The 24,730-nt window shown below is 36.0% G+C and carries 25 protein-coding genes, 1 tRNA gene and 1 pseudogene; 15 read left to right on the top strand and 12 right to left on the bottom strand.

Annotated features, from left to right (window positions below; all coding sequences use genetic code 11):
* Positions 1-68 precede the first annotated feature (68 nt).
* Positions 69-472, top strand: a pseudogene (locus PMI_RS03830) (ASCH domain-containing protein).
* Positions 473-960: 488 nt separating this feature from the next.
* The gene (gene rmf / locus PMI_RS03835) at positions 961-1,131 is read left to right on the top strand and encodes a ribosome modulation factor (protein WP_004244679.1); all 171 of its coding nucleotides are present in this window, start codon (positions 961-963) and stop codon (positions 1,129-1,131) included.
* A gap of 315 nt (positions 1,132-1,446) precedes the next feature.
* On the opposite strand, the gene fabA is transcribed toward rmf, so the two are convergent.
* The gene (gene fabA, locus PMI_RS03840) at positions 1,447-1,965 is read right to left on the bottom strand and encodes a bifunctional 3-hydroxydecanoyl-ACP dehydratase/trans-2-decenoyl-ACP isomerase (RefSeq protein WP_004244680.1); all 519 of its coding nucleotides are present in this window, start codon (positions 1,963-1,965) and stop codon (positions 1,447-1,449) included.
* A gap of 83 nt (positions 1,966-2,048) precedes the next feature.
* The gene (locus PMI_RS03845; protein ID WP_012367739.1) at positions 2,049-3,791 is read right to left on the bottom strand and encodes an AAA family ATPase; all 1,743 of its coding nucleotides are present in this window, start codon (positions 3,789-3,791) and stop codon (positions 2,049-2,051) included.
* A gap of 364 nt (positions 3,792-4,155) precedes the next feature.
* On the opposite strand from PMI_RS03845, the gene matP reads away from it, so the two are divergent.
* Positions 4,156-4,623 (top strand): macrodomain Ter protein MatP, encoded by a 468-nt coding sequence (matP, locus tag PMI_RS03850; protein ID WP_004244682.1) that lies wholly within the window; start codon positions 4,156-4,158, stop codon positions 4,621-4,623.
* 164 nt (positions 4,624-4,787) lie between these two features.
* On the opposite strand, the gene ompA is transcribed toward matP, so the two are convergent.
* Together ompA and sulA are read right to left on the bottom strand one after the other, a co-directional pair.
* Positions 4,788-5,876 (bottom strand): porin OmpA, encoded by a 1,089-nt coding sequence (gene ompA / locus PMI_RS03855; RefSeq protein WP_004247686.1) that lies wholly within the window; start codon positions 5,874-5,876, stop codon positions 4,788-4,790.
* A 348-nt stretch (positions 5,877-6,224) separates the two neighbouring features.
* Positions 6,225-6,779 (bottom strand): SOS-induced cell division inhibitor SulA, encoded by a 555-nt coding sequence (sulA, locus tag PMI_RS03860; RefSeq protein WP_004247687.1) that lies wholly within the window; start codon positions 6,777-6,779, stop codon positions 6,225-6,227.
* Positions 6,780-7,005: 226 nt separating this feature from the next.
* Here sulA and PMI_RS03865 point away from each other — a divergent pair, with 226 nt between their 5' ends.
* Positions 7,006-7,620, top strand: a complete 615-nt coding sequence (locus PMI_RS03865; protein WP_012367740.1) for a TfoX/Sxy family DNA transformation protein — start codon at positions 7,006-7,008, stop codon at positions 7,618-7,620.
* A 129-nt stretch (positions 7,621-7,749) separates the two neighbouring features.
* On the opposite strand, the gene yccS is transcribed toward PMI_RS03865, so the two are convergent.
* Positions 7,750-9,924, bottom strand: a complete 2,175-nt coding sequence (gene yccS / locus PMI_RS03870; RefSeq protein ID WP_004247689.1) for a YccS family putative transporter — start codon at positions 9,922-9,924, stop codon at positions 7,750-7,752.
* Positions 9,925-10,039: 115 nt separating this feature from the next.
* Between yccS and helD the strand changes: the two genes are divergently transcribed.
* Positions 10,040-12,091 (top strand): DNA helicase IV, encoded by a 2,052-nt coding sequence (helD, locus tag PMI_RS03875; RefSeq protein ID WP_012367741.1) that lies wholly within the window; start codon positions 10,040-10,042, stop codon positions 12,089-12,091.
* A gap of 4 nt (positions 12,092-12,095) precedes the next feature.
* Here helD and PMI_RS03880 read toward each other — a convergent pair whose 3' ends face one another.
* Positions 12,096-12,554 (bottom strand): methylglyoxal synthase, encoded by a 459-nt coding sequence (locus PMI_RS03880; RefSeq protein ID WP_004244689.1) that lies wholly within the window; start codon positions 12,552-12,554, stop codon positions 12,096-12,098.
* 139 nt (positions 12,555-12,693) lie between these two features.
* Between PMI_RS03880 and PMI_RS03885 the strand changes: the two genes are divergently transcribed.
* Complete coding sequence (locus PMI_RS03885; RefSeq protein ID WP_004244690.1) at positions 12,694-13,107, top strand: CoA-binding protein; 414 nt, start codon at positions 12,694-12,696, stop codon at positions 13,105-13,107.
* A gap of 64 nt (positions 13,108-13,171) precedes the next feature.
* Here PMI_RS03885 and hspQ read toward each other — a convergent pair whose 3' ends face one another.
* Positions 13,172-13,492, bottom strand: coding sequence for a heat shock protein HspQ (hspQ, locus tag PMI_RS03890; RefSeq protein ID WP_004244691.1), 321 nt, complete (start codon positions 13,490-13,492; stop codon positions 13,172-13,174).
* Positions 13,493-13,691: 199 nt separating this feature from the next.
* Between hspQ and PMI_RS03895 the strand changes: the two genes are divergently transcribed.
* Positions 13,692-13,976, top strand: coding sequence for an acylphosphatase (locus tag PMI_RS03895; protein ID WP_012367742.1), 285 nt, complete (start codon positions 13,692-13,694; stop codon positions 13,974-13,976).
* Positions 13,977-13,978: 2 nt separating this feature from the next.
* Here PMI_RS03895 and tusE read toward each other — a convergent pair whose 3' ends face one another.
* Positions 13,979-14,308: a sulfurtransferase TusE gene (gene tusE / locus PMI_RS03900; RefSeq protein WP_004244693.1), complete on the bottom strand. Its 330-nt coding sequence runs from the start codon at positions 14,306-14,308 to the stop codon at positions 13,979-13,981.
* Positions 14,309-14,488: 180 nt separating this feature from the next.
* On the opposite strand from tusE, the gene PMI_RS03905 reads away from it, so the two are divergent.
* Together PMI_RS03905 and PMI_RS03910 are read left to right on the top strand one after the other, a co-directional pair.
* Positions 14,489-14,576, top strand: a tRNA-Ser gene (locus PMI_RS03905).
* A 190-nt stretch (positions 14,577-14,766) separates the two neighbouring features.
* Complete coding sequence (locus PMI_RS03910) at positions 14,767-15,297, top strand: GNAT family N-acetyltransferase (protein WP_012367743.1); 531 nt, start codon at positions 14,767-14,769, stop codon at positions 15,295-15,297.
* Between the two features lie 234 nt (positions 15,298-15,531).
* On the opposite strand, the gene PMI_RS03915 is transcribed toward PMI_RS03910, so the two are convergent.
* Both PMI_RS03915 and PMI_RS03920 read right to left on the bottom strand, forming a co-directional pair.
* Positions 15,532-15,876, bottom strand: coding sequence for a DUF1869 domain-containing protein (locus PMI_RS03915; RefSeq protein ID WP_004247008.1), 345 nt, complete (start codon positions 15,874-15,876; stop codon positions 15,532-15,534).
* A gap of 2 nt (positions 15,877-15,878) precedes the next feature.
* Positions 15,879-16,211 carry a TehB family protein gene (locus PMI_RS03920; protein WP_004247785.1) on the bottom strand — a complete coding sequence of 111 codons (333 nt, stop codon included), beginning with the start codon at positions 16,209-16,211 and terminating at the stop codon, positions 15,879-15,881.
* Between the two features lie 354 nt (positions 16,212-16,565).
* Here PMI_RS03920 and cbpA point away from each other — a divergent pair, with 354 nt between their 5' ends.
* From cbpA to yafC, 3 genes are all read left to right on the top strand, one after another.
* Complete coding sequence (gene cbpA, locus PMI_RS03925) at positions 16,566-17,510, top strand: curved DNA-binding protein (protein ID WP_004247010.1); 945 nt, start codon at positions 16,566-16,568, stop codon at positions 17,508-17,510.
* Positions 17,510-17,815, top strand: coding sequence for a chaperone modulator CbpM (cbpM, locus tag PMI_RS03930; RefSeq protein WP_004247011.1), 306 nt, complete (start codon positions 17,510-17,512; stop codon positions 17,813-17,815). Before cbpA ends, cbpM begins: the two co-directional genes overlap by 1 nt.
* A gap of 144 nt (positions 17,816-17,959) precedes the next feature.
* Positions 17,960-18,856, top strand: coding sequence for a DNA-binding transcriptional regulator YafC (yafC, locus tag PMI_RS03935; protein ID WP_004247012.1), 897 nt, complete (start codon positions 17,960-17,962; stop codon positions 18,854-18,856).
* 55 nt (positions 18,857-18,911) lie between these two features.
* On the opposite strand, the gene dkgB is transcribed toward yafC, so the two are convergent.
* Entirely contained in the window at positions 18,912-19,715 is an 804-nt protein-coding gene (gene dkgB / locus PMI_RS03940; RefSeq protein ID WP_012367745.1) for a 2,5-didehydrogluconate reductase DkgB, read from the bottom strand.
* A 561-nt stretch (positions 19,716-20,276) separates the two neighbouring features.
* Here dkgB and PMI_RS03945 point away from each other — a divergent pair.
* On the top strand, positions 20,277-21,773 hold the full coding sequence (locus tag PMI_RS03945) for a C69 family dipeptidase (RefSeq protein WP_041707082.1): 1,497 nt from the start codon (positions 20,277-20,279) through the stop codon (positions 21,771-21,773).
* A gap of 78 nt (positions 21,774-21,851) precedes the next feature.
* Here the strand turns inward: PMI_RS03945 and PMI_RS03950 are convergent, their stop codons facing one another.
* Positions 21,852-22,748 (bottom strand): AraC family transcriptional regulator, encoded by an 897-nt coding sequence (locus tag PMI_RS03950; protein WP_004247018.1) that lies wholly within the window; start codon positions 22,746-22,748, stop codon positions 21,852-21,854.
* Positions 22,749-23,099: 351 nt separating this feature from the next.
* Here PMI_RS03950 and PMI_RS03955 point away from each other — a divergent pair, with 351 nt between their 5' ends.
* Positions 23,100-23,432 carry an MliC family protein gene (locus PMI_RS03955; RefSeq protein WP_012367747.1) on the top strand — a complete coding sequence of 111 codons (333 nt, stop codon included), beginning with the start codon at positions 23,100-23,102 and terminating at the stop codon, positions 23,430-23,432.
* 293 nt (positions 23,433-23,725) lie between these two features.
* Positions 23,726-24,583, top strand: a complete 858-nt coding sequence (locus PMI_RS03960) for an alpha/beta fold hydrolase (RefSeq protein WP_004247020.1) — start codon at positions 23,726-23,728, stop codon at positions 24,581-24,583.
* Positions 24,584-24,730 lie beyond the last annotated feature (147 nt).

Genomic DNA, 24,730 nt, shown 5'->3' on the forward strand with positions numbered 1-24,730 from the left:
AAGAATAACCAATGCCTGACTAAAATCAGGTGTTGGTTTTTTATTCGAGATAACGAGAGAAAAATCTCATGCTGGAATTGATAAAAAAGAAATACCCTACAGCGATTTGTTGGTCTTTCGGGGATAATCCGCAGCTTGCTGATGAACTTGCACAACTTGTCGTTGAAAGAAAAAAACAGCAACATGTAGCTCATTAAGTGGTTTTTTTAGTGATCCAGTCACGCCAACAATTGGTGGTTACAATATTATTTTAAATAGCCATGGGGTTCCTATTTGTGTTATCAGAACACGCTCTTTAACATTGGTACGTTTTTCTGAGGTCACAGAACAGTTAGCGCGTAAAGAAGGTGAGGGTGATCTAAGCTTGTCATATTGGCAACAAGGACATAAAGAATTCTTTATGCGAGAAGGTACCTACTCTCCAGATATGGAATTAATATTTGAAGAATTTGAGTTAATAGAGGTTTTTTAGTTAACAGGCTTCATATTTGTCGATAACTTAAGTTATATCATTAATGTTGCTATGGTTATTTGGCATAAATTTTATTTTTACTACTGTGAATAGTAGAAAATAGGCAATTCTAATAGGATTGTTATATTGACATAAATTGAAAAAAATCGATTATTTATTTACAAGCTATTGTTTTTATTATTTAGGTCAGAAATCGGATCTTTAATATTATTTTTTTATAAAAATAAATAAAAATCAGCTTGTTATGATTTGCTTTATGTCTTTTATTAATAAATACAAATAGATATAAATTATTTAATTATATTAAATATAATTAATTGTAATCTAAGGTGATTTAAATAGGATCCAGCTTAGTATCACAAATATGACAATTATATTAATTTCTTTACTTGCTTAAATCCTCAATAAAGCGTATCAATTTATAGTGGTTGTATGAAAAACAATCATTATCTTTCCGCTTAAACTTAGAACGTGAGGGTTGTCTAAATATGAAAAGACAGAAACGAGATCGTTTAGCTAGAGCATTATCGAAAGGTTACCAAGCCGGTATGCAAGGTCGTTCAAAAGAGCAGTGTCCCTATTTTGCCATTGATGCACGTTCACATTGGCTAGGAGGTTGGCGACAGGCCATGGAAGATCGTCCTGGGCTTGCAAAATAAATAACCCGTCGAGGTGATACTGCGGACACCTGTGTTATCGCAAATATTATCACCAAGATTTAATTGATAATCAAAAGAGGGTTATTTATGCATATTCCTATGAATAACTTGAACATAGGACAATTTGAATATAAATAACAACTGTGAATTGGAAATAAAAAGGTCTACCGCGGTAGGCCTTTTTATGTTGTAAAGTACGGTAGGGCGAAAACTTGCCAAGTACTCTTATCTGAGATACCACCATACCACCATAAAAGAAAAAGCCTAATCTCATCGAAGAGAATAGGCTCTTATCTATCTATGTGTAATATTGACTTAAAATGCTGAGGTATCTTTAAATAAGCCGACTTTTAAATCTTTGGCTTCATAAATCAGTTTACCATCAACATAAACTTCACCGTCAGCGATACCCATAATAAGCTTGCGATTGATAACACGTTTGAAATCAATTTTATAGGTGACTTTTTTGGCTGTTGGTAGAATTTGCCCAGTGAATTTCACTTCACCCACACCCAAAGCTCGGCCTTTACCTTCACCGCCTAACCAACCTAGGTAGAAACCTACCAGTTGCCACATTGCATCAAGCCCTAAACAACCCGGCATAACAGGATCATTGACAAAGTGGCAATCAAAAAACCATAAGTCTGGCTTGATATCGAATTCTGCTTCGATAAAGCCTTTATTATGGGAGCCGCCATCTTCAGTCATTTTAATGATGCGATCCATCATTAGCATATTACCTGAAGGCAGTGGTGGGCCATCTTGGCCAAATAATTCACCACGGCCTGAAGCAATGAGGTCTTCTTTAGAATAAGATTCGCGTTTATCAACCATTGTTTATATAGCCTTTATCAAGTGTAAGGTAACAGAATAGCTTACACTTGTACGCTGAACAACTCCGATCACTTGAAACAGAATTATCTGAATAAGCGCAGGAACCAAGGTAATTTAGGCCTATCCTGATTATTCGCTTGTGTTATTCGATCATGAATAATAGCTAACAAGTGTTCATTTGATTGTGGATTTTCACATTGTTCTTCGTAATAAGGCTGATGTGTTAGCAAAGTAATTGCTTCTGCAACATGGACAACCGGCCAAATATGGAACTTATTTTCTTTGACAGCTTGTATCACGCTATCGTTTAAAACAAGATGTCGCACGTTCGCCAGCGGTATAATAACCCCTTGTGATCCTGTTAATCCTCTTTGCTGACAGATATCAAAAAAGCCTTCAATTTTTTGATTAACACCACCAATAGGTTGTACCTGACCAAATTGATCTACGGCACCGGTTACGGCGATTTGTTGATCAATAGGGTGTTGTGACAATGTACTGATTAGCGCACATAATTCTGCTAGTGAGGCACTATCACCATCTACTTCACCGTAAGATTGTTCAAAAACGACGGAAGCACTAAAAGGTTGTGGCTGATCTAATCGTAATTCAGAATTTAAGTAGGCTTGCATAATCATCATGCCTTTTGCATGGATATTGCCACCTAATTCTGCTTTTCGTTCAATATCGACCAGTTCGCCATCACCAATATGAGCCACACAGGTAATACGAGTTGGCTCGCCAATTAGATCGGGATAACCGGGATAATCTAAGACAGAAAGACCGTTTATTTGGCCTACCATTTCACCTTCAGTGTGAATAGTGACTTGGCCTTGTAATATTTCATCACGGCTTCGTTCTAATAAGTAGCTATGTCGCCATAAACGATTTTCTTGCGCTTTTTTAAGCGCCTCAGCACCAAGATAAGCGTCATGATTAAAACGCATGGCATAACGCAATTGGCGTAATATGAATTCAAGATCGAGAGATAAGATAAGCTGATCTTCATGCTCTCTTGCGCCCTGAGTCAGTAATACTTGCCAAGCATCAGCAGATAATGAAGGAAGACGATATTTTTGGCAAAGTCCATTAACAAAACCACACCATTGGCTCAGGGCGGTTTCATCTTCTAAATACATATCGTATTCATATTCGCCATATAGCGCCGTACTGCTGATATTAGGCTCCATAAACTCAAGCTCTTCTAAGCTTAGGCGATCGCCCACTAAAATAACACGCAAGTGAAGGGGCATGGCTTCAATAGGCAAAGGAAGTGCTTGATGGTCATTCCACACTAACCATTCAAAGCGTTGCTCTTCAACCATCTTTTTCAGTCGGAACCACATTAAAGGTTGTGCTAAGAGCGTTTTAATGGATAAGACTAAAATACCACCATTGACTTTATGCAGCAGTCCTGGGTTAACGAGGAGCTTATCTTTATGATAATAAAATGAACCAAAAAGTTGTTCAGGCTCTATCCATTGGCAACAAGCAATAGATTCTGATGATGAAAATGAACCTTCTACATTATCTTGCCAATAAATTTGATTAGACTCAGCTTGATAGGCACCTACAACAGGATAAGTTTTTATCTCTGCTTGTTGTAATGTATCAGCGAGTGTTTCGAAATAAGCAGTAGAATCTTCTGCTTTTAGCAGCATAAATTGGCCTGCTTCTGCATTATTTAGCCACTGTAAGCTTTCATATAAGCGAGGTTGAACCTCACGAAGTGAAGATGCAGGCAATTGCGATGCTGTTTGAAAGAAAGTTTGGTAGGAGGCGTAATCTGGGCGTAACGCCTGCCATTCTAATTCGTTGTTTTTCAAGGTTACCGTTTTTATTATTGAGTAGTGAACATGGAAGTTAACATAAAGCGTTAATAGCTGGTATCTATCCTGCAATAAGACAGCTATTGACAGTTATATTATGTCTATACTTTTGGCCGGGAATATACGTTGCCATTACTTTTGCTATAACCTATTAAATTGAATGTATTGTTTTATTATAGCGACGCACGATTCTATCACAACGTGGTTAGAAAACTATCCCTTCTGACATTTGTCGGTGGTAGGTAACAAAAACTACTTATCTTTTTTGGTGATAATTTAAGCAAAAATATTCGGTTTAAGGCAGTTTTTTGGCAAAATTGTTGATATGCTAGTATGTAGTTACGTTGTCACGGTGATTTGTATGAAATATCAACAGTTAGAAAATCTAGAATGTGGCTGGAAGTGGGCTTATTTGGTAAAAAAACATCGCGAAGGTGAATTAATCACCCGTTATGTTGAAAAGAGCGCTGCCGATGAAGTGGTTGAGCAACTATTACGCCTTGAATCTCAACCATTAAAAGTCCTTGAATGGATCAACTTACATATGAACCCTGAGTTATCGAATAGAATGAAGCAAACTATTCGTGCTCGAAGAAAGCGTTATTTTAATGCTGAACATCAGCATACGCGTAAAAAATCTATCGATTTAACTTTTAAGGTTTGGCAACGCCTATCAGCACTATCTCAGCGCCGAGGTTTGACATTATCAGAAACGATTGTCCAGCTTATCGAAGATGCGGAGCGAAAAGAGCAGTATGCACTAAAAGTACATAACCTAAAAGATGGCCTAATTGAGTTACTAGAACGAGACAAACAGAAAAAAGAGTAGATGACAATAGCGTTGTTTATTATCGAGAGATCATCAGTATAGCGTTAACTTAAGAGGTATAGAGAATATCTCTGCTAATCATTTAAAGTCATCATCAAAAGAAAAACCCTGCCGAAGCAGGGTTTTTTTAGAATTCATTACAGTAGATTTCTCTACTATTTGAATTATTGACCAGGTTGAACAACAACTTCAGTTGTACCTTGGATTTCGATTTCTACACGACGGTCTGGCGCTAAGCAATCGATCAGAGCTGCACGAGCTTTGATGTTGTCACAAGTGTTGCCAGTTACTGGGTTTTCTTTACCACGACCTTCTGCAGAGATGCTGTTTGCAGGAATACCTTTAGATACTAGGTAATCAACTACAGATTGAGCACGTTTTTCTGACAGAGGCAGGTTGTAGTTTTGAGAACCGATACGGTCAGTGTAACCGATAACTACGACACGACCTTGAGTTGGGTCGATGTTAGCTAATTCGTTGTACAGACCATTCAGTGCTTCTTGACCTTCAGCTTTCAGAGAAGATTTGTTGTAGTTGAACAGAACGTCTGAACGCAGAGTAAAGGTTTTGTTCTCAACAACTGGAGCTGGAGCAACTACTGGAGCTGGCTCAACAACTGGAGCTGGAGTTTCTTGGTTGAAACGGTAAGCAACACCAACACTCAGCATACCATTGTCTGGACGAGCGTTCAGAGTACCTTTATCACCGATGTTGTTGATCCACTGATACTCAAGACGAGTAGCAATGTTAGGAGTGATCGCGTATTCAGTACCTAATGCGAATACTGGAGAAACGCCAGTATCATTTTCAGAGAAACGTTTTTGAGTTCCTGCTGAAGTTGCATTAATAGTTGCAGTTGAATCTGCACGCCATACCATACCACCTAAACGTGTATAAACGTCTAAGTCATCCATTACTGGATAGCTTAATTTAGTGGTTAATTGGATACCTTGAGCTTTGAATGCACCGTTGTTGTATGAACCTTTATAAGCCATACGACCTAACCAGTCATAACCCAGTTCAAAACCTAAGTATTGGTTGTACTGATAACCAGCAAATGCACCAGCACCAATTTGGTCTTTGTGTGTGCTACCGTTACCGATATTCACGCCGTCCCAATTGTTACCAGTACTTTGATACTGAGACCAACCTAATTTACCACCGGTATACCAAGTATTGTCTTTTGGAGCTGCTTGCGCTGCAGTTGCGAAAGCTGCCACTGCCACTGCTAATGCGATAGCTGTCTTTTTCATTTTACGCCTCGTTATCATCCAAGTTAGGCATTTGGCTTTAAGCCTTATTATTTGCCCTTGGTTAAATTATTGTTAGGAATTCGATGCTTTCATCAAATGATGATCCCCAAAAACGGGATTTAAAGCATAACCTTAACGATATAAAGTCTACAATGAACTTAAAAAGTTACAAGTATCCCTTTAAAATTCGACTTAAAATTTTAAAAAGATCGGCCGTTATTCACAATAAGAATTATTCTATATTTTTGTTAAATTTCTTGTAACCATATGATTTAAGTTACAATTGATTATGACTTATCTTAAATGATAATGTTGCGTTATGAGTATTAGGAAAACTCTTAAATTTCACTAATGGTAGTGATTTGAATGAATTTTTATCGAGTTTAAATGTCGTTTAGAGGAATTATTGTTTTCTATTTGGATATGATTACTGTTTTGTTGTCGCATGATAAAACCTAACGCTTTACCGATGCTGGCAGCATATTCTAATCTTTTCATCTCTTCTGACGATATTTCTGGTAACCAACCTAATACTACACTGTAGTTTCCACTTAGTAGCGCTTTCTCCATTAATTCCACAGTATTAATTGAATCAACATGATTGAGTTGAATGATTTTATTCAGGGGTAAGCCGGTTTCTTTTAACCAACTACGATTTAATTTTTGTTGTGGACTTAACCACAGTAACCAACGTGATTCATGGCTATACTGTTTTAACAGAGGTAGTAAGATGTGGTTAATCATCAAGGGATTTTGGTAAAGCAGTTCACTTACCATGCCTTGTCTATTATCGGGCATTGTTGTTGTAATTGCATCGGAGGCCATAGAGAGAGGTAATACCTCAGTAGAGATCTCTTGGAAAAGGCCATTTTGTCTTGCCAAAGATGATGTTGAGAGTTTCATATTTACCTCGTTCAATATGTACTGTATGTATATACAGTATACCTGAGTTTCACTTAAATCAAGATCAATTTTTTGAAAGTTGCTCTCAAAATTTATGTAAATTCATATTTTTGAGCGGGTAACTATTGGCAAAAAAAGGACATTTATTTATTGTCTTAACCATCAAGAATACAGTCATATATTTGAATTTTAAGATAAAAAATATTTTTTGTGGTTTGGAGATCTGATGTCAATTTTACCTGAGCAAAGGAAGGCTCATTTATTATCGCGCGTAGCGGAATATGGAAAGTTAAGTAAGAAGTCTCAATTCGGCGGTTATAGCTTAATGGTTGATGAGGTTATCTTTGCGATTACTGCTGATAATGAATTTTATTTAAAAGGGAGTGGTTTTGTTGAAACACTCTATAAAGCAAACAACATGGATGCATACGTCTATCTAAAAAAAGGTATCCCCATTACATTGCGCTATTATCGTATTACGCAAGCAATATGGCATAATAGCGCTAAGCTCAATCAATATATCGATTTTGCATATCACTATAGTACTCAGGAGTTTTTAGGGCAGCAAAAGCAGCCTCGTCGTATCAAAGATTTACCCAATTTGGGCATAGCATTAGAGAAAAAGCTGAATCAAGTTGGGATTAACCGTATCGAGGAATTACGTACGATCGGTGCGAAGGCATGTTATTTAAAACTGATTGCGCAACCTAAGCAAGGAAATAGCGACTTATTGCTTGCGTTAGCAGGTGCTATTGTTGGCTGTCATCGGTCTGTGTTACCTAATCAATTAAAAATGGAATTGTTAAATTGGTATAAAGAGTTATCCGTTAAATCCTATTAAACTACAGTACTCGGACTTGAGTACATTAGAATGAACAGGAATAACGGAATAAGAGCAAACTTAAGCCAATAGAGTCTGTTATTTTCTCTAAGGTTCTAATAGAAATTAGAGAAAATAACTTTTTATCCATCAAGCTGTAGCTAATTTATCTTTATCGTTTTGCCATTCTGTTTGCTCAATTAGCTCAATGCAATTGACAATTTGTGGCAATAAATCCAGTAACAAGCGTATTTGCGTTAACACTAATTGAATACGGGCGTTATCTGAACTTGGTTGTGCATTAACACGTGCGATAAGTTGATCGTGAGATTGTATAAAATCATTATCTTGTGGTTTTTTACGTCTCAACGCTGAATCAATATAACAGACAGTATCATTAAGCAGGGTGAGTACCGCTTCATCTTCAATTTTGCAACGATGAACACCTAACGCTGAAATATAGCTCAGTAAAGTATGATTTAAACACAGTAATTTAAATGCTTCTTCTTGAGAGGTTTGAAAGCTTTTAGGCTCTGATGACATATTAGAAATTAAAGATGCTAACTCACCATCACTGCTATGTGCATTACGGCGTGCAATACGATAATTAACGCTATTATCTCTTCCTTGATAATACTGAATGAGGATCGCATCAAGATAGTAGCAGTTATTGGTCATGGTTTTTTGGATGAGCAATGGCAACTGACGGAACTTCCAATCCGGCCAAATAAAACTGACTGCGAACCAGGCAATGGCACATCCAATTAACGTATCAATGATCCGCGGTAGTGCGACATCATAGCCTTCACCTAATAAATTAAAACTCAATAAAACGAGTAGGGTAATAAACAAAGTGGCATGAGCGTATTGTACGGTTCGGAAAGCAAAAAAGAGCGTACCTGTCACAACAATAAGCACTAATTGACCTTCGATGGAAGGCACAAAATAGAGAATAGGGAAACCAATTAAAATACCAATAATAGTGCCACTGACCCGTAATGTTAATCGTCTACGTGTCGCATTATAGTTAGGCTGACAGACAAACAAACTGGTTAATAAAATCCAGTATCCTCGATGCAAATCAAAAAACTGGATGATCACATAACCTATACATAAGACAAGTGACATTCGTACCGCATGTCTAAATAGGGCTGATTTTGGTGTTAAGTGACCCTTTATTCTTAGCACGATATCTCGCCACCCAGTAAGCCCTTCATCAGATAACTGAGTTTCTTCTTTTTGGTCATGAGAGATTTGATATTGCTCTGTACTAATACTTTTTAATAAAGCATCGATGCCCTGTAAGTTTTGTAATAAATTATAGAGTGGCGCAATAATTTGTGGATCAGAAGTACTGTTTTTTACATTATTAAGTGCATTTTCTAAATGAGTGATTGCACGTTCAAAATGAGGATTATGTTGGTACTTTTTATGCCAAAGAATAGATTGAGCGACTTGTTCGCAGGCTCTTGCTTGCATTGACAGTAAGCGCTGAAAGCGGAAAAGGACATCACTGTGGCGTAATCTATCACTCAGTAATTGATATTGAATATGAGAAGAGCTGGCCCGTTCATGAATATCTTGAGCCACAAAGTAATAATGCAATGTGAAACGACTGCTACGCTGGCCCCTATCACCTTTTAAACGGCTTAGTAATGTTAGTTTAGTTTGGCTCATTGCCTCAATTAACTGATTATTAGCCAATGCCAAGTTATACAGTAATTGCTGTTGATCACCTTCAATATCGGGATCAAATAATGCGGCCTTGGCTTCTAGATAAGCGGAAAGCTGCTGATAATAACGCGTAAGGCTATCTTGAACGGGACGAATAGGGAAAAGTAGGTGACCAATTAAGGTAAGCAAATTATACCAAATTGCGCCTAAAAGGAGCCAAATAGGTTGTTCATGCCATTCTGGGAAAATCGGCATACCTAACATGGTATAAATAGCGATTAATAGCGCACCAAAGGCGATGGTAGCATAACGCTGACCCAAGGCGCCTAATAAAATAAACCCCCAAGTGGAGATAGCAAGACCACAAAAGAATAAAATAGGGTAAGGGTAGAGTAATCCGATAGATGTTGATGCTAATAAGAAACAACATAAGGTGATCACAAGGTTTCTTAAGCGGCCCACAAGCCTATCATCTAAGTCAGTTAATGCGGCTGCGACAACACCTAATGTAAGAGGTATAGTATATTTTGGTTCTTGTCCTAAAGCCCATGGAAATAAAGTCGTTCCCGTAAGTGCGATTATTATGCGAATATAATATAAAAAGTGGCTATTATAGATAAATCGGCGGGCGCCATTAAACAAATTGAACACAAAAAGCCCTTAAATAAACAAGATGGAGATAATTACCTCTTAGAATATAGGGTTTATTACAGATAAAAAAGAGTTTAACGACAGACTATTTGTTATTTATTGTAGGAATTACAGAATGGAACTGAAATCAACCCCAATGGGACAACGTTTAGCTCAGCATCCTTATAACAGGGTAAAATTGTTAAATGCGGGTATTGAGGTCAGTGGTGAAAAGCATCAATATTTAATTCCTTTTAATGAATTGATCGACATTTTTTGTAAAAAAGGCATTGTGTGGGGAGAGTTAGAGTTTTTACTGCCCGACAATAAAGTGGTTCGTTTGCATGGAACGGACTGGGAAGAAACGCAACAATTTTACCGCTATCTTTATCAAACTTGGCAAATATGGAGCCAAGAGATGAGTGAGATAACGGCGCAAGTACTTGAAAAGCAACTCTCTTCTATCCAAGATATAATTCAAAGCGATAAATGGATAAAGCAAAACCAGTTAGCCGCTATTCAACAGGCAATCCAAGAAAGTTTTTCTGCTCTTCCTCTTCCTCTGGAACGACTTGCTCAATTTGATAACTGTAAGGTGCATTATCAACGCTGTTTACAGTGGTTACAGCAAGGTAAGGCATTAATTGCGCAAGAAAATGAGCAATGGATCACCCGTATATTGACAGAGCATGCGGAGTTTTTTACTACCATTGAAACATCGCCTTTAAATGAATCGCAATGTAAAGCCGTTATCAACGGTGAAGATAATATATTGGTATTAGCGGGTGCTGGTAGTGGTAAAACGTCGGTACTAGTGGCAAGAGCAGGGTGGTTGTTACGTCGTAAACTAGCAACCTCTGAACAAATTCTACTATTGGCTTTTGGACGTAAAGCCGCTGAAGAGATGAACCAACGTTTATCTGAGCGCTTAAACGCTGATATTACGGCGAAAACCTTTCATGCATTGGCATTATTTATTATCCAACAGTCAACTAAAAAACAACCCAAGATCAGCGAATTAGAAATCAATAGTGAAAAGAGAAGAACACTATTGTTAACGCAGTGGCGTGAGCAGTGTCAGCAGAAAAAAGCACAAGCGAAAGGCTGGCGTGAGTGGTTATCTGAAGAGCTAGCATGGGAAATCCCTGATGGGGAGTTTTGGCATGATAAAAAATTAGAAAATCAAGTTGCCGTAAGATTAGAGCGGTGGATCAGTTTATTAAGAATGCAAGGTGGTAGCCAAAAAACAATGATTGATTCTGTGCCTGCAGAATATACGGATGCATTTAAAAAGTATTTAAAACTATTAGCACCACTGTTAAAGGCATGGAAAACCGCATTAAAAGAAGAGAATGCCATTGATTTTTCAGGGCTATTACATCAAGCCATTAATCTGATAGAAAAAGGGCGTTTCGTCAGTCCTTGGAAACATATTCTGGTGGATGAATTCCAAGATATTTCACCACTAAGAGCAGCACTATTAAATGCGTTAAAACAACAAAATACACAAACTTCATTATTTGCAGTTGGTGATGACTGGCAAGCTATTTATCGCTTTAGTGGGGCTGAATTATTACTAACAACAGCGTTTCATCAATCTTTTGGTGATGGTGCTGAGTGTGCATTAGATACCACTTATCGTTTTAATTCGACTATAGGTGACGTTGCCAATACATTTATTCAACAAAATCCTAATCAATTAGCTAAGCCTTTAAATAGCTTAACAAAAGGTAATAAAAAAGCCGTTGTATTATTGCCGGATGATCAATTAGAAAGTTTATTAAATAAAATGAGTGGTTATGTCAGTGACGATGAAACGATCCTTTTATTAGCGCGTTATCATTACTTACAACCTGATTTATTGAAAAAGGCGAAAACGCGCTGGCCCAAATTAAAATTACAGTTTATGACTTTTCATGCTTCAAAAGGTCAACAAGCTGATTATGTGATTATATTAGGTTTACAATCGGGTAAAGACGGATTTCCAGCTCCGGCAAGAGAGTCGATTATAGAAACCGCTTTATTACCCCCTGTTGAAGACTATCCTGATGCTGAAGAGCGCCGATTAATGTATGTGGCATTAACAAGAGCAAAAAAACAAGTATGGTTATTATTTAATAAACAACAACCATCTTGTTTTGTGTCAGAGTTAAAATCTCAAGGTGTCCCTACGCAAAAAAAACCATAAGGCATTATTTTAAACGTTCTTTTAAATAACCTTCATAGTCGGGAATTTTAATTTTTGACTCTTGTGAAAAAAGAGGGGACGAAATAAGAAAATTAGCCGTCGCACGATTGGTTGCTACGGGAATATTCCAAACTGTTGCTAGGCGTAACAGCGCTTTCACATCTGGATCATGAGGAACGGCATTGAGTGGATCCCAAAAGAAAATAAGAATATCAATTTTCTTTTCTGCAATCATTGCACCAATTTGTTGATCACCGCCCATGGGGCCACTTAACATCTGAGTGACCTCTAATCCTGTATGGTGATTAACCAGATTTCCTGTTGTTCCTGTGGCAAATAACTTATGGTGAGAAAGCTGTTCACTGTTGTTTTTAACCCATTCAAGCAATGAGCTTTTACAGTGATCATGTGCAACTAACGCAATATTTTTTTCTGTGGCGAGTGTGCGGTCAATTTGTTCCATTTGCTACCTTTAAAAATAAATACAGTTATTATTCCAGTTGTCAACATACCTTTTTTTTATCTTACAAGCTATGAGCGGAACAAGATACTATGATGTATCATAAGATTTTCAATCTTCCTGCTGATAACGGAGCATATAAATGGTTGATTCAGAGATTTATGACATTCTAAGAAGTGTCAAAACAATTGCACTGGTTGGTGCAAGTCATAAAGAAGATCGCCCTAGTTATAAAGTCATGAAATTCTTATTAGAGCAAGGCTATGAGGTGATCCCCGTTAATCCGGGTATGGCAGGGGAAACAATATTAGGCCAGCAATGTTATGGTCATTTGCAAGATATTCCTGTGGCGATTGATATGGTAGATGTATTTCGTCAATCATCAGTAGCGCTCGAGATTGCCAAAGAAGCGATTAAAATTAATGCTAAAGTTTTATGGTTACAGATAGGTGTGATCAATGAAGAAGCAAAAGCATTAGCTGAACAATCGGGGTTGCGGGTGGTTATGGATCGCTGTCCTAAAAAAGAGATAGAAGCCCACGGATTGCCTTGGTAATAGGCAGAGTAAAATCGCCGAAATGTATTCGGCGATTATCATTAAGGTTAAGAATGGAAGAAAATTAGTTTCTTAATCGCGGGGCCTGTAATTGGTTGCGGATTGATTGTGACAACTCATCCATTGAGTCATTATCTAAATGCTCATCTGAGAGTTCATAAGTTATTTGAGCTTCAGCTAAATAGGTATGAACCGGTTGTCCTTCATCATCTTCCATGACAACATGATACCAAGGCGCTGATCGCAAGGTCATATTAGATGCAATATCATCCTCGTTAGGTTGATCAAGGGAATATTCAGCATCCACATCAACAACTACACCTAAATAACCGAGTAGTTTATGTCTAACCTGCTGGCCTATTCCAAATTTGCTGGCGATCATCATTTATCACCTCCGTAAAACCTTGCTTTATTAATTTCTGTATATGAGGGCATAAAGTGAAATTTCAAGGTGTAACAAAATTAAACACGTCGTTATCCAGTGTAAATGCAAACCTCACAAAATCAGATTATCTATTGTATAAAGAAAAGACAACAATCTTATCGGAATTTTTGCGTCACATGTAAGTTTGGAGGGTAGGTAAATGAAGGTTGGTAGAGAATATATTATTCAAGGTCGTGTACAAGGTGTCGGTTTCCGCTTTCATACTTATCAATGGATGAAAAAGCAGCCTATTACGGGTTATGTGTGGAATCGTGATGATGGCAGTGTGGGGATCAAAGCTTTTGCTGAAGAGCAGGTACTGAGAAAAATAGAAGATTGGTTGGCTGCTGGAGGACCAATAGGGAGTAAGATTGTATTTTGGTCGGCAACACCATGCCAATATGAAGAAATGGCAGACTTTTCAATCCGCCATTATGCATCTTAGTATTAAATACATTTGACAGGTTTAGGTAAGCCCGCGAGCTTCGTTGCCTGTTTAGCAGGACCTTTAGGGAATAAGCGATATAGATAACGGCTATTGCCTTTTTCATCGCCATATTTTTGTGCTAATGCTTTCACTAACATTCGGATCGCCGGTGAGGTATTAAATTCTAAATAAAACTGGCGCACAAAACGGATAATTTCCCAATGTTGCTCTGTGAGTTCAATTTCTTCAAGTTCAGCTAATATTGGCACCATCTCTTCGGTCCATTCATTGCTGTTTTTTAAATAACCGTGACTATCTGTCTCGATTTGTTGTCCGTTAAATACAAACATGTGTTTCTAACCAATCAAAAATAATCATTTAATTTAGCAAAAATAACCGCAATACCCAAGTCTAATGCGTAAATCGTTGATAAATTAAGCTGTTAAATCAAAGGGCGTTTAAAATTACGCCAAACAAGACAATAAGGGCTTTACAATATAAGCGTGGATGTTTATATTGCTCCCCATTGCGGAGGGGTGGCCGAGTGGCTGAAGGCAGCGGTCTTGAAAACCGCCGATGGGAAACCATCCGAGAGTTCGAATCTCTCCTCCTCCGCCATCTCAATGTCTCCTAACATCTCCTAGCGTATCCTTAACTTCCTTTGATCCACTAAAAAATTTCCTAGTTAATAGTTTTATTCATAATTATTCAAATTTCTGTTTGTATAAAGAGTATTGAGCATTATTGTAACCTCTAAATATTTCGAATAGATTATGGTTGAATATATTTACGACTGGGGACAATCAATATGATGATTTATTGTTATGATGACAAAATAAGTGAAATTAAAATAGAACAACTCACCAAATTGTTATATAGATGTGTCCTTGGTGGGGCAAGTGTTGGGTATACTGACGCAGAAACTCAAGTAGATGATATGAGAAATTATTGGCTTAGTGTTAATCACTCATTATCAACAAATACGTTTAAATTAATTACTGCAGTGATTGACGGACAAATAGTCGGTGTTGTTGGTCTTGAATTATGCACTAAACCAAACGGCACACATCGTGGGGAGATTTGCAAACTATTAGTATCCCCTGATCATAGGCATAAAGGAATAGCACAGCAATTGATGCAAAAGGCTGAACAAATAGCATGGGAGAGAGGGATAACACTTTTAACTTTAGATACCATTACAAAAGGTATGACGGTGAGTCTATATCGCTTTCTTGGTTGGCAAGTTAGTGGTGAAATTCCTGAGTTTGCTCAAGCAGTTGATGGTAAGTTTGAGGCTACAACCATTATGTTTAAACTTAAGCCTGAGAGTAATAGTTAAATAAAAATAAGTTAATATCATTTTGCTATATATGATATTTTTCTAAATACACCAAAATAAGCCCCAGTCCTAGAGCTTATTTTTAAATTAACGATTAAAAAATTTAATTATTAACAATCGTTAATGTACTAAATGATGAATAAGATATTGTATTCATCATTTAGTAGCTTATTAACTCTATTTCCATTATAGAGTGTGATAGTGACTGCTTTAATTTGTTGATTAATTTTTAATTTACCAACCACAAACATTGGCTTCTTCATCCATATCATAACCACGGACGATATTGATTAAATCTTTAACCATTAGACTCGCCATATCAGGATCAAGTAAATCTTTTATCTCGCATTCTTTATCCACTGAAACACCATTATTTTTATTGGTGAGCGTTAAAGTCAGCGCTTGGGCTGAGAGATCTATTTTGCCCTTTAATTCGTTAGTTAATAACAAAATTTCTTTAGCGGCAACATCAGGAATATAAAGTATCTTAGGATTAAGGAAGATTTTCTCTACTTTATCATTACTGTTATCACAAATAAGTGTCAATAAATAACCTTTATTATCATTTTTCATAGTCATTTTTAACCTTCAGCAAGTATTTTGGGGTCAACATAAAAGTCGATATTAAACACGGTGTCTTCAGTTTGTGCTTCAATTCTGTGCCAAGTTTCTGGTGGAAATACACCAAACTCACCCTCCTTAATCACTAAGGTTTCGGTAGGTTTTGGGCTATATTGATCGGCATAGGCATAATAAATAATAGTGCCTTGCATCACGGATAATCTAGGGTATACCCCTTGCTGAGTGCCTTTGTCTAAATGTCTCTCCCAGATTGATTTAGGGGCTGTCTCCCTTGTCCAAAAAGGCGTTGTTCGTATATGAATATAGTTTGTGGGAATAATGATACGTTTCATTGCTTCTCCCTTATTATTGCCAGTTATTTTGTTGCTTTTTATCTTAGTGAAAATAAAAAACAGAGATAAATCACCTGATAAATTATTTCTTCTTTGACCAAAATTTACCGCCAATAAAGAAGTATTTCAAATGCAATTTAATGATACTTAGATGATAGTTATTCGATTTAGCTCTAACTATTTGTTTTTATTTACTTAAAAATATTTTAATAAATAAAAATTTTTTTAAGTTTAGCTTTCTAATAAGCTTAAATAGGGATTTATGAAACTTATTTGGGTTAACAAAAAAGCGTTCTCTGTCCTATAATCTATAGATGTAGGGTATTTAATGTTTAACATAATCGAGATATCACTATGGAATTAAAGGATTATTACGCCATTATGGGGGTAAAACCCACTGATGACATGAAAACAATTAAAACTGCTTATCGCCGTTTAGCGAAAAAATATCACCCAGATGTAAGTAAAGAGCCAGATGCTGAGGAGCGTTTTAAAGAAATAGCGCAAGCTTGGGAAATTCTTGGTGATGAACAGCGTAGAGCTGAATATGACGAACTTTGGGCTCACCGCAATGATCCGAAATTTAAACAATTTACACAGCACAACAATTCACATTCAAACCAACAAAGTTTTAGTCAGGAAGATTTTGACGATCTTTATGCTTCTTTCTTTGGTCAAGGTTCACCTTTTGAAGGGCGCCATTCACGTCAAGCACCTAGACAACGTGGACAAGATCTAGAAATTGAATTACCGGTTTTTCTTGAAGAAGCACAAGAAGAGCATAAGCGTACCATTAGCTATCATTTACCGGTTTATAATGTCTTTGGCATGATAGAGAAAGAAATTCCTAAGACCTTGAATGTCAAAATTCCTGCCGGTGTTGTTGATGGACAACGTATTCGTTTAAAAGGCCAAGGTACTGCTGGGGAGAATGGCGGAGAAAATGGTGATTTATGGCTAACTATCCGTATTGCACCTCATCCATTATTTGATGTAAAAGGGCATGATCTTGAAATTGTGGTTCCTATTGCACCTTGGGAAGCCGCATTAGGTACTAAAATTGCTATTCCTACACTTAAAGATAAAATTTTACTTACTATTCCTCCCGCTAGTCAGGCAGGTCAACGCCTGAGAATTAAAGGAAAAGGCTTAGTAAGCAAGCAAAAAAGTGGTGATCTCTATGCCATTTTGAAAGTCGTCATGCCACCTAAAGTGGATGAAAAAACACATTCATTATGGCAACAACTCGCCGAAGCCCAAGCCGATTATAATCCACGTAAAAACTGGGAGAATAAATAATGGCACAATTAACAACAATATTTACTATGACTGAGCTTTGTCATCATACTGGTGTTTCCAAAGAGGAACTTCAAGAAATTGTTGAATTAGGGGTTATTGAGCCTGTAGAAATCACCACCCAGGAGTGGTTTTTCAATGATGATGCAGTTGTTGTTGTACATCGGGCGTTAAAACTTCATCGAGAGTTAGCATTGGATTGGCATGGTATTGCAATCGCCTTGACATTGTTGGATGAAAATGAACGATTAAAGCAAGATAATAAACAACTTCGACAACAGCTTATGCGCTTTATTAATAATGAATAAAGTGTCAGATAATATATCGCTAATTGCTTGAGAAAAACTAACTATAAAAATATAGAAATAATTTTTTAAAGCAATTAGCGTATATATTATATAATAAGAGTGATTCGTTATTAGGTTATTATTCACTCGTTTCTAAGGTCAATAATGAAAGCCACCTCAGAAGAAGTCCAAGTTTTTATTGCAGTGGTTGAAAGTGGTAGTTTTACACGTGCTGCAGAAAAATTAGCATTAGCCAATTCTGCTGTTAGTCGTACAGTAAAAAAACTTGAGTCAAAGCTAGGCGTTAATTTATTAAATCGGACTACGCGACAATTGAGTTTAACGGAAGAGGGGGAGCATTACTTTCATCGTATGCAAGTTATCTTGCAAGATATGAAATTAGCTGAAGATGAATTAATTAATACACAAAAAACACCACAGGGTCTATTACGTATTGATGCCGCAACGCCGGTTGTTTTGCATCTACTGGTGCCTTTTATTAAACAATTTCAGCAAAAATATCCTCAAATCACCCTCTCTTTAGTTTCATCTGAAACATTTATCAATCTTATTGAACGTAAAGTAGATATCGCGATTAGAGTCGGTAATTTAACGGATTCCAGTTTACGGGCAAAACCACTATTGAATAGTTATCGGAAAATCGTTGCGACCCCGGACTATCTCGCCCGTTATGGACAGCCTAAAATCGCAGAAGATCTGCTTGACCATACTTGTCTAACTTTTACTGAACCAGTATCACTAAACACATGGCCTATTGAGCGAGAGAATGGACAATTATTAGAAGCTCCTATGGGAATATCGTCGAATAGTGGAGAAACGATAAGACAATTGTGTCTCGAAGGTAATGGTATTGCTTGCCTTTCCGATTTTATGGTGGTTAATGATATCGAAAATGGTCGATTTATCGAATTATTCCCCGATAAGCTGCGACCTATAGCTATGCCTTTTAATGCCGTTTATTATAGTGAAAAAGTGGTTAGCCAACGCATCCGTGTATTTATTGATTCTCTGAGTGAGTATATTGCTAAAAAAGTAGGTTAAAACATATAGGTGATAAAAATAATATCACCTATATTACGATTTAAATTGGTTAATCTTAATCCCAATGAGGCGCTAAACCTTCTGGGCTAACTAAACGATCATGACAATCTAACTTTGCAATCGCTTGTTTATCTTCACTATCCAATTTGATATTTACGCTGAGTAAATTACTGGCTAAATTTTCACGTTTTGTTGAAGATGGAATAACAGAATAACCTTCATTCATAGCCCAAGCTAAAATGATTTGTGCTGGTGTTGCATTGTGTTTTTTAGCAATGGTTTGTATTGTTTCATCTTTTAATGCTTTGCCGTAAGCTAGAGTCATATAAGATGTAATATGAATGCCATGCTGTTTAGCCCAATTTACCACTTTATGATTTTGTAAATAAGGTGATAATTCGATTTGGTTTGTTGCGATATTTTCAACACCAACGGCAGCAATAGCTTGTTCCATTAATGGAATGGTAAAATTTGAAATACCAATTTCTCGCGTTAATCCCATCTGTTTCGCAGCTAATAACTCTTGCATAAATTCTTTAACAGAAACTGCATCATTTGGTGATGGCCAGTGTACTAGAGTTAAGTCAACATAATCTGTTTGTAAATCACTTAAGCTTTGTTTCAAACTAGGAATTAATTTATCTTTACTTAAATTTTCTACCCAGATTTTTGTTGTGATGTAAAGCGCGTCGCGAGATATACCACTTTCTGCAATAGCTTGTCCTATAGCAGATTCATTTTCATAAATTTGTGCTGTATCAATAGCACGATAACCTAGTTCTAGTGCAGTTTTTACAGAATTTATAACCGCATCGTCTTTTAAACGAAAAGTACCAAGACCTAAAACGGGAACACTCATACATCTCTCCTGAAAGGTAATAACAGTAGGGGAATTAAGTTGATATTTGTGACACCTTATTGGGTGCCTCATCGTCATGGTGGACAGTATAGTCTTTTTTATTGTTCTAAAAACAAGCTATAAAGCAAAAGACTTTTGTGATAAAAGCAATAATCAAATATATCAGTTTATAGGGAATAAAAAGTTCTTGGTATAAACATAATTAAAAATAAAATAATAAATTTATAATTATATTTTAGGTAAATAAATACGTTTTTTTATTAACGATATATCATATGATTATATTTTAATACACAATTCAACCAACATAGTTTGCGATATTTTTTAATATTTGACTACATCATATAATATTATTTGATTTTATATGCACTATAAAAAATGGTTGTTAGGCTGATGCGATTTTTATTTTTTAAATAGTTAATCATTGAGATGTTAATCACGGTAATTGATTGTTTCTCATTGCTAATATTCTGCAGACCAAAAAATATCAAGTTTTTTACTCTAAAATAGAGATAATTAATTGAGATATAAATTATAAATAACAAGCAAATGAGGCATTATATGTTTTTATTTAAAAAAGCTGTTATCGCTTTGTCAATTAATATCGCATTAGTTTCTTCGGCTCTGGCCTGCACAACGTTATTAGCAGGGAGTGAAGCAACTAATGATGGCTCTTTGATTGTAGCTCGTAGCGCAGATAGTGATGCTTTAAAAGCACAACATTTTGTTATTCATCCAGCCAAAAATAATCAGACTGGTATTTATAGCACTCAAGCCCATCATGGCGCTAATAGCTTTACTTATCCACTACCTAAACACTCATTACGTTATACCACTGTACCTAATTGGAAAACTCAATTGCATGGTGCAACGGGTTTTAATGAGCTAGGCGTTGGGGTGAGTGGTACAGAATCCATTTTTGCCTCACCTAAAGCATTGGCGTTCGATCCTTATGTTGAAGATACGGGGATCACTGAAGATGATATTCCAGATATTTTACTCTCAAGGGCAAAAACTGCCCGTGAAGCAATTGAATTACTGGGAAACATCATCGAAACACAAGGTGCGGGAGAAGGATTTGGGGTTGCCGTCGTTGATAAAAATGAGGTGTGGTACCTAGAAACAGGTACAGGTCATCAATGGATGGCGCAAAAACTACCAAAAGATAAATATTTTGCAACGGGTAATCAAGGGCGTTTACAGGCTTACCATACAGATAGTAATGATAATTTAGGTTCTAAAAACTTAGTTGAGTTTGCAATAGAAAAAGGACTTTATGATCCTGCCACTGATGGCGAATTTAATTTTTCTAAAGCCTATACGCGTGATGATGAACGTGATCTCACTTATAATTACCCGAGGGTTTGGGTTATCCAGCAACAATTTAACCCTTCTCTGAAACAGAATGTGGCAGATGGTCGTCAATTTGCGCCTATGCTGACACCGGAGAAAAAAGTATCAGTAGAAGACGCCAAAGCGATGTTACGCAACCATTTTGACGGTACAGAACATGATCCTTATACCAATGGATTGAATGGCAATGAACCATGGCGACCAATAAGTGTGTTTCGTACTTATGAATCTCATGTGATGCAAGTAAGACCTGAATTACCGCAAGAGATTGGTGAAGTGACTTATGTTGGTTTGGGAATGGCTGATCTAACCGCTTTTGTTCCTTATTACAGTGGATTAAAAGCATATCCGCAACACTATGCTATTGGAACAGATAAAGCAGATAATGACTCTATCTATTGGAAATATCGTAAGTTACAAACATTAGTAATGACAGATTATCCTCAATTTGCTCCTATTGTTAAAAAAGCATACCAAGAATGGGAAGCTAAAACAGCATTAGAACAAAAAGAAATGGAGGCTAACTATTTGTCAATGAGTAAAAAGAATAAAGCAGCAGCGGATAACATGCTGAATGAATTTAACTTACGTGTAATGGCTGATGCAGAGCAATTAACTGAAAACTTAACTAATCAACTCTTTACTCTTAAAACTAAAAATATACAAGATGAGATCTTTTTTGCTAATCAATCTAAAAAAGATTAATTACTTTAACATATTATAAATATTAAAAAGATCTCAAGATGCGTAATCAGATTGAGATCTTTTTATTTCTATTAGCGACTAAAGAACAGGAATATAGTAACTAATTTCTTGTAGATGCTGCTCACTATGGCCGATTAACTTATCATAGCTAACCGATTGTTTTAAGGTATAACGCTCAATATCAGGACCAGCTCGACGTAGCAAATTCATCTTTGGCAATACTTTGGTATATACAGTATAAATAATATCATCATACCCGGTGAGGGAATCTAAAATATTATCCATCTCGAAAGTAATAACTAAATATTTCCCATTGGGTAATTCTACGTTAGACATAGTGGAAATATTAGCAGAGCTTGTTAATTGTTCTTTACTTACTGCTGTTGTATAAATATAAGTCGTATCATCTAGCGAGCCTGCAGAAGCACGATGTGTGGCATACATTTCTGTAGGGATGGTATGTATTTCTTTTAAAAACTTCTTCCAAAATTCTTTTCTAAATTTTTTCTTATCATAATTCCATGCTGAAATATTTTTATTGTATTGATGAGCCATACCTATCAACTCTTTAGAAGGTAAGGTCATTACTTCATATTTTGCTTTAAGTTCAACCGTTTCTAATGCTGGAAAGATAAGCTCACTAATATCCCAACCTTGCTTTTTCCTGTATTCAGAAGGGGTGATATTAAATTGTTTTTTAAACGCACGACAAAACGTTTGTTGCGAATCAAAATGGTATTTTAAAGAAATATCTAAAAGGCTACTACGAGTGATCCTCAACGCATAAGCGCCACAAGATAAACGGCGTGCTAGGACATATTTGCCTAAAGATATTCCTGTATATGCTTTAAATAAGCGCTGGAAGTGCCACTTGGTATAGCCTGATTTTTCAGCAATAATATCTAATGATAAACGTGAATCTAAGTTTTGCTCGATCCAAACAATGATATCTTTAACTACATTTTCTTGAAGCATTGATCTTCCCACTATTTCACTTTATCGATATTATTAGATTAATCTATTGAAAATTAATCAAATTATTATTTTACAATAATATCATATTAGGCAGATTCTGTTACTCTAATTATGGTAAAAGTTAATAACAATAATGTAAAGTTATGTATTTGAGTTGGTTTATTCTTAAAAATTAAGCTAGTAAAACTAATCTAGACTATTATACAGTGGGAAATAATTGCTTAGAAAATCGCTTATTTCTTTATATTCCCCCTATAATTAAATACGGAGATATCTTATTTTTTATTTTAAAAAAGCTATCTAACCTAATTGGACTAACCATAGTTACTTTAATTATTTTAGGAGATGTAAATGCGTAAATTACTTTCTATCTCTGCAATTGCTTTATTAACTTCAATTATTGCAACACCTGCATTAGCTGCTAAAACAGAAACTTACGACTGTGAAGGGCAAAAAATCAGAGTTTCTTTCCCTAATGATGATTTGGCCGTAATGGATTATAATGATGAATTAATCGTGTTAAAATCTGCCGTCGCTGCAAGTGGTGCGCGTTATGTTGGAGAAAGTTTCCAACTGTGGGGTAAAGGTAGTGAAGAGTTCAATTTAGCGACGATGTCAGAAGATGAAATAGTTAATGATCTTATTGCTGAAGATACAGGGCGTACTTGTAAAATAGTAAAATAATTTAATGATTATTTATTGAGATAAAGGCGAGCTAGACTCGCCTTTATTTTTAAGTCATTATATATTTTTTATCGGCAGTTTGTTAGGATATCTAAATATCGATTATTTTATCTCAGATAAAATATAACTGTATAAATCAATGCATACTGAGAGTTAAAATGAAATCTTATCCTTAGCTAGTTTCAATATTAATTTTAATATCAGTTTTAATAAGAAACTGAAAAATAATTATTATATCTATCATTTTTTAATGACGGGTATTCTATCTATAAATTAATTTTGGATACAGTCTAATGAAAGTTACAAGTGCCGAAAAACATGCATTGTTATTACCAGATAATCGAACGTTAACTTGGTATGAATCTGGCCCATCAGATGGTCAACCGGTATTATTCTGCACAGGTGCAGGGATGAGTGGGCTATTAAGTATGGATGCTGATCTGTTAACTAAGTTAAATATTCGACTTATTACACCGACTCGTCCTGGTTTAGGTGAATCAACTTTTGATCCTAAAAAGACATTAAAATCGTTTTCTAGCGATGTATTATTCTTATTAGCATATCTTAATATTAAGAATATCAGTGTGATAGGATCCTCTCAAGGTGCTGTTTTTGCAATGGCCATTTGTTACTATGGTAAAGTGGATAAGCTGGCAATTGTTGCTGGTCAAGATCAACTAGATTATCCTGAAATAAAAAAACTGTTGTCCAGTGATGTGGTTAATATGCAACAACAGGCATTATTCGATCCTGATGGATTAAAGACCTGGATCATTGAAAATATCACCGCTGACTGGTTAATGGATTTTATTTTGAATTATAGTGCTGATGTTGATTTGGCTCTTTATCAAGAAAATAAATTTTTTCCTGTTTATCAAGCTTGTATGAAAGAAGCATTTAAATATGGAAATAAGGGCTATGCTCAAGATTTATTAATCACGATGCAACCTTGGGGATTTACTCCAGAAATGATTAGCACACCTACAACATTATGGTATGGACTAAAGGATACGAGTACTGTTCACTCGCCTGATTTTGGCAAGTTATTGTCTCAACGTTTTCCCCATGCACAACGTTATGTCTATGATAATGAAGGTGGCTCTTTGTTGTGGACTAAAACATCACAGATTTTAACTAATCTTATTAGTTAATCTGAGCAAATAAGCAATAAAAACAGTAGATGGTATAAATATATCAGTAGATATTGATTGTTTTGTAAAATTATCAGTATCTACTTTGAGTAGGCTTATTCCCAATAAATAGCTATCTATTTGTAAAGGTTAACAATTTCATGGTAA

It is taken from the genome of Proteus mirabilis HI4320, from assembly GCF_000069965.1.
GTDB lineage: Bacteria > Pseudomonadota > Gammaproteobacteria > Enterobacterales > Enterobacteriaceae > Proteus > Proteus mirabilis.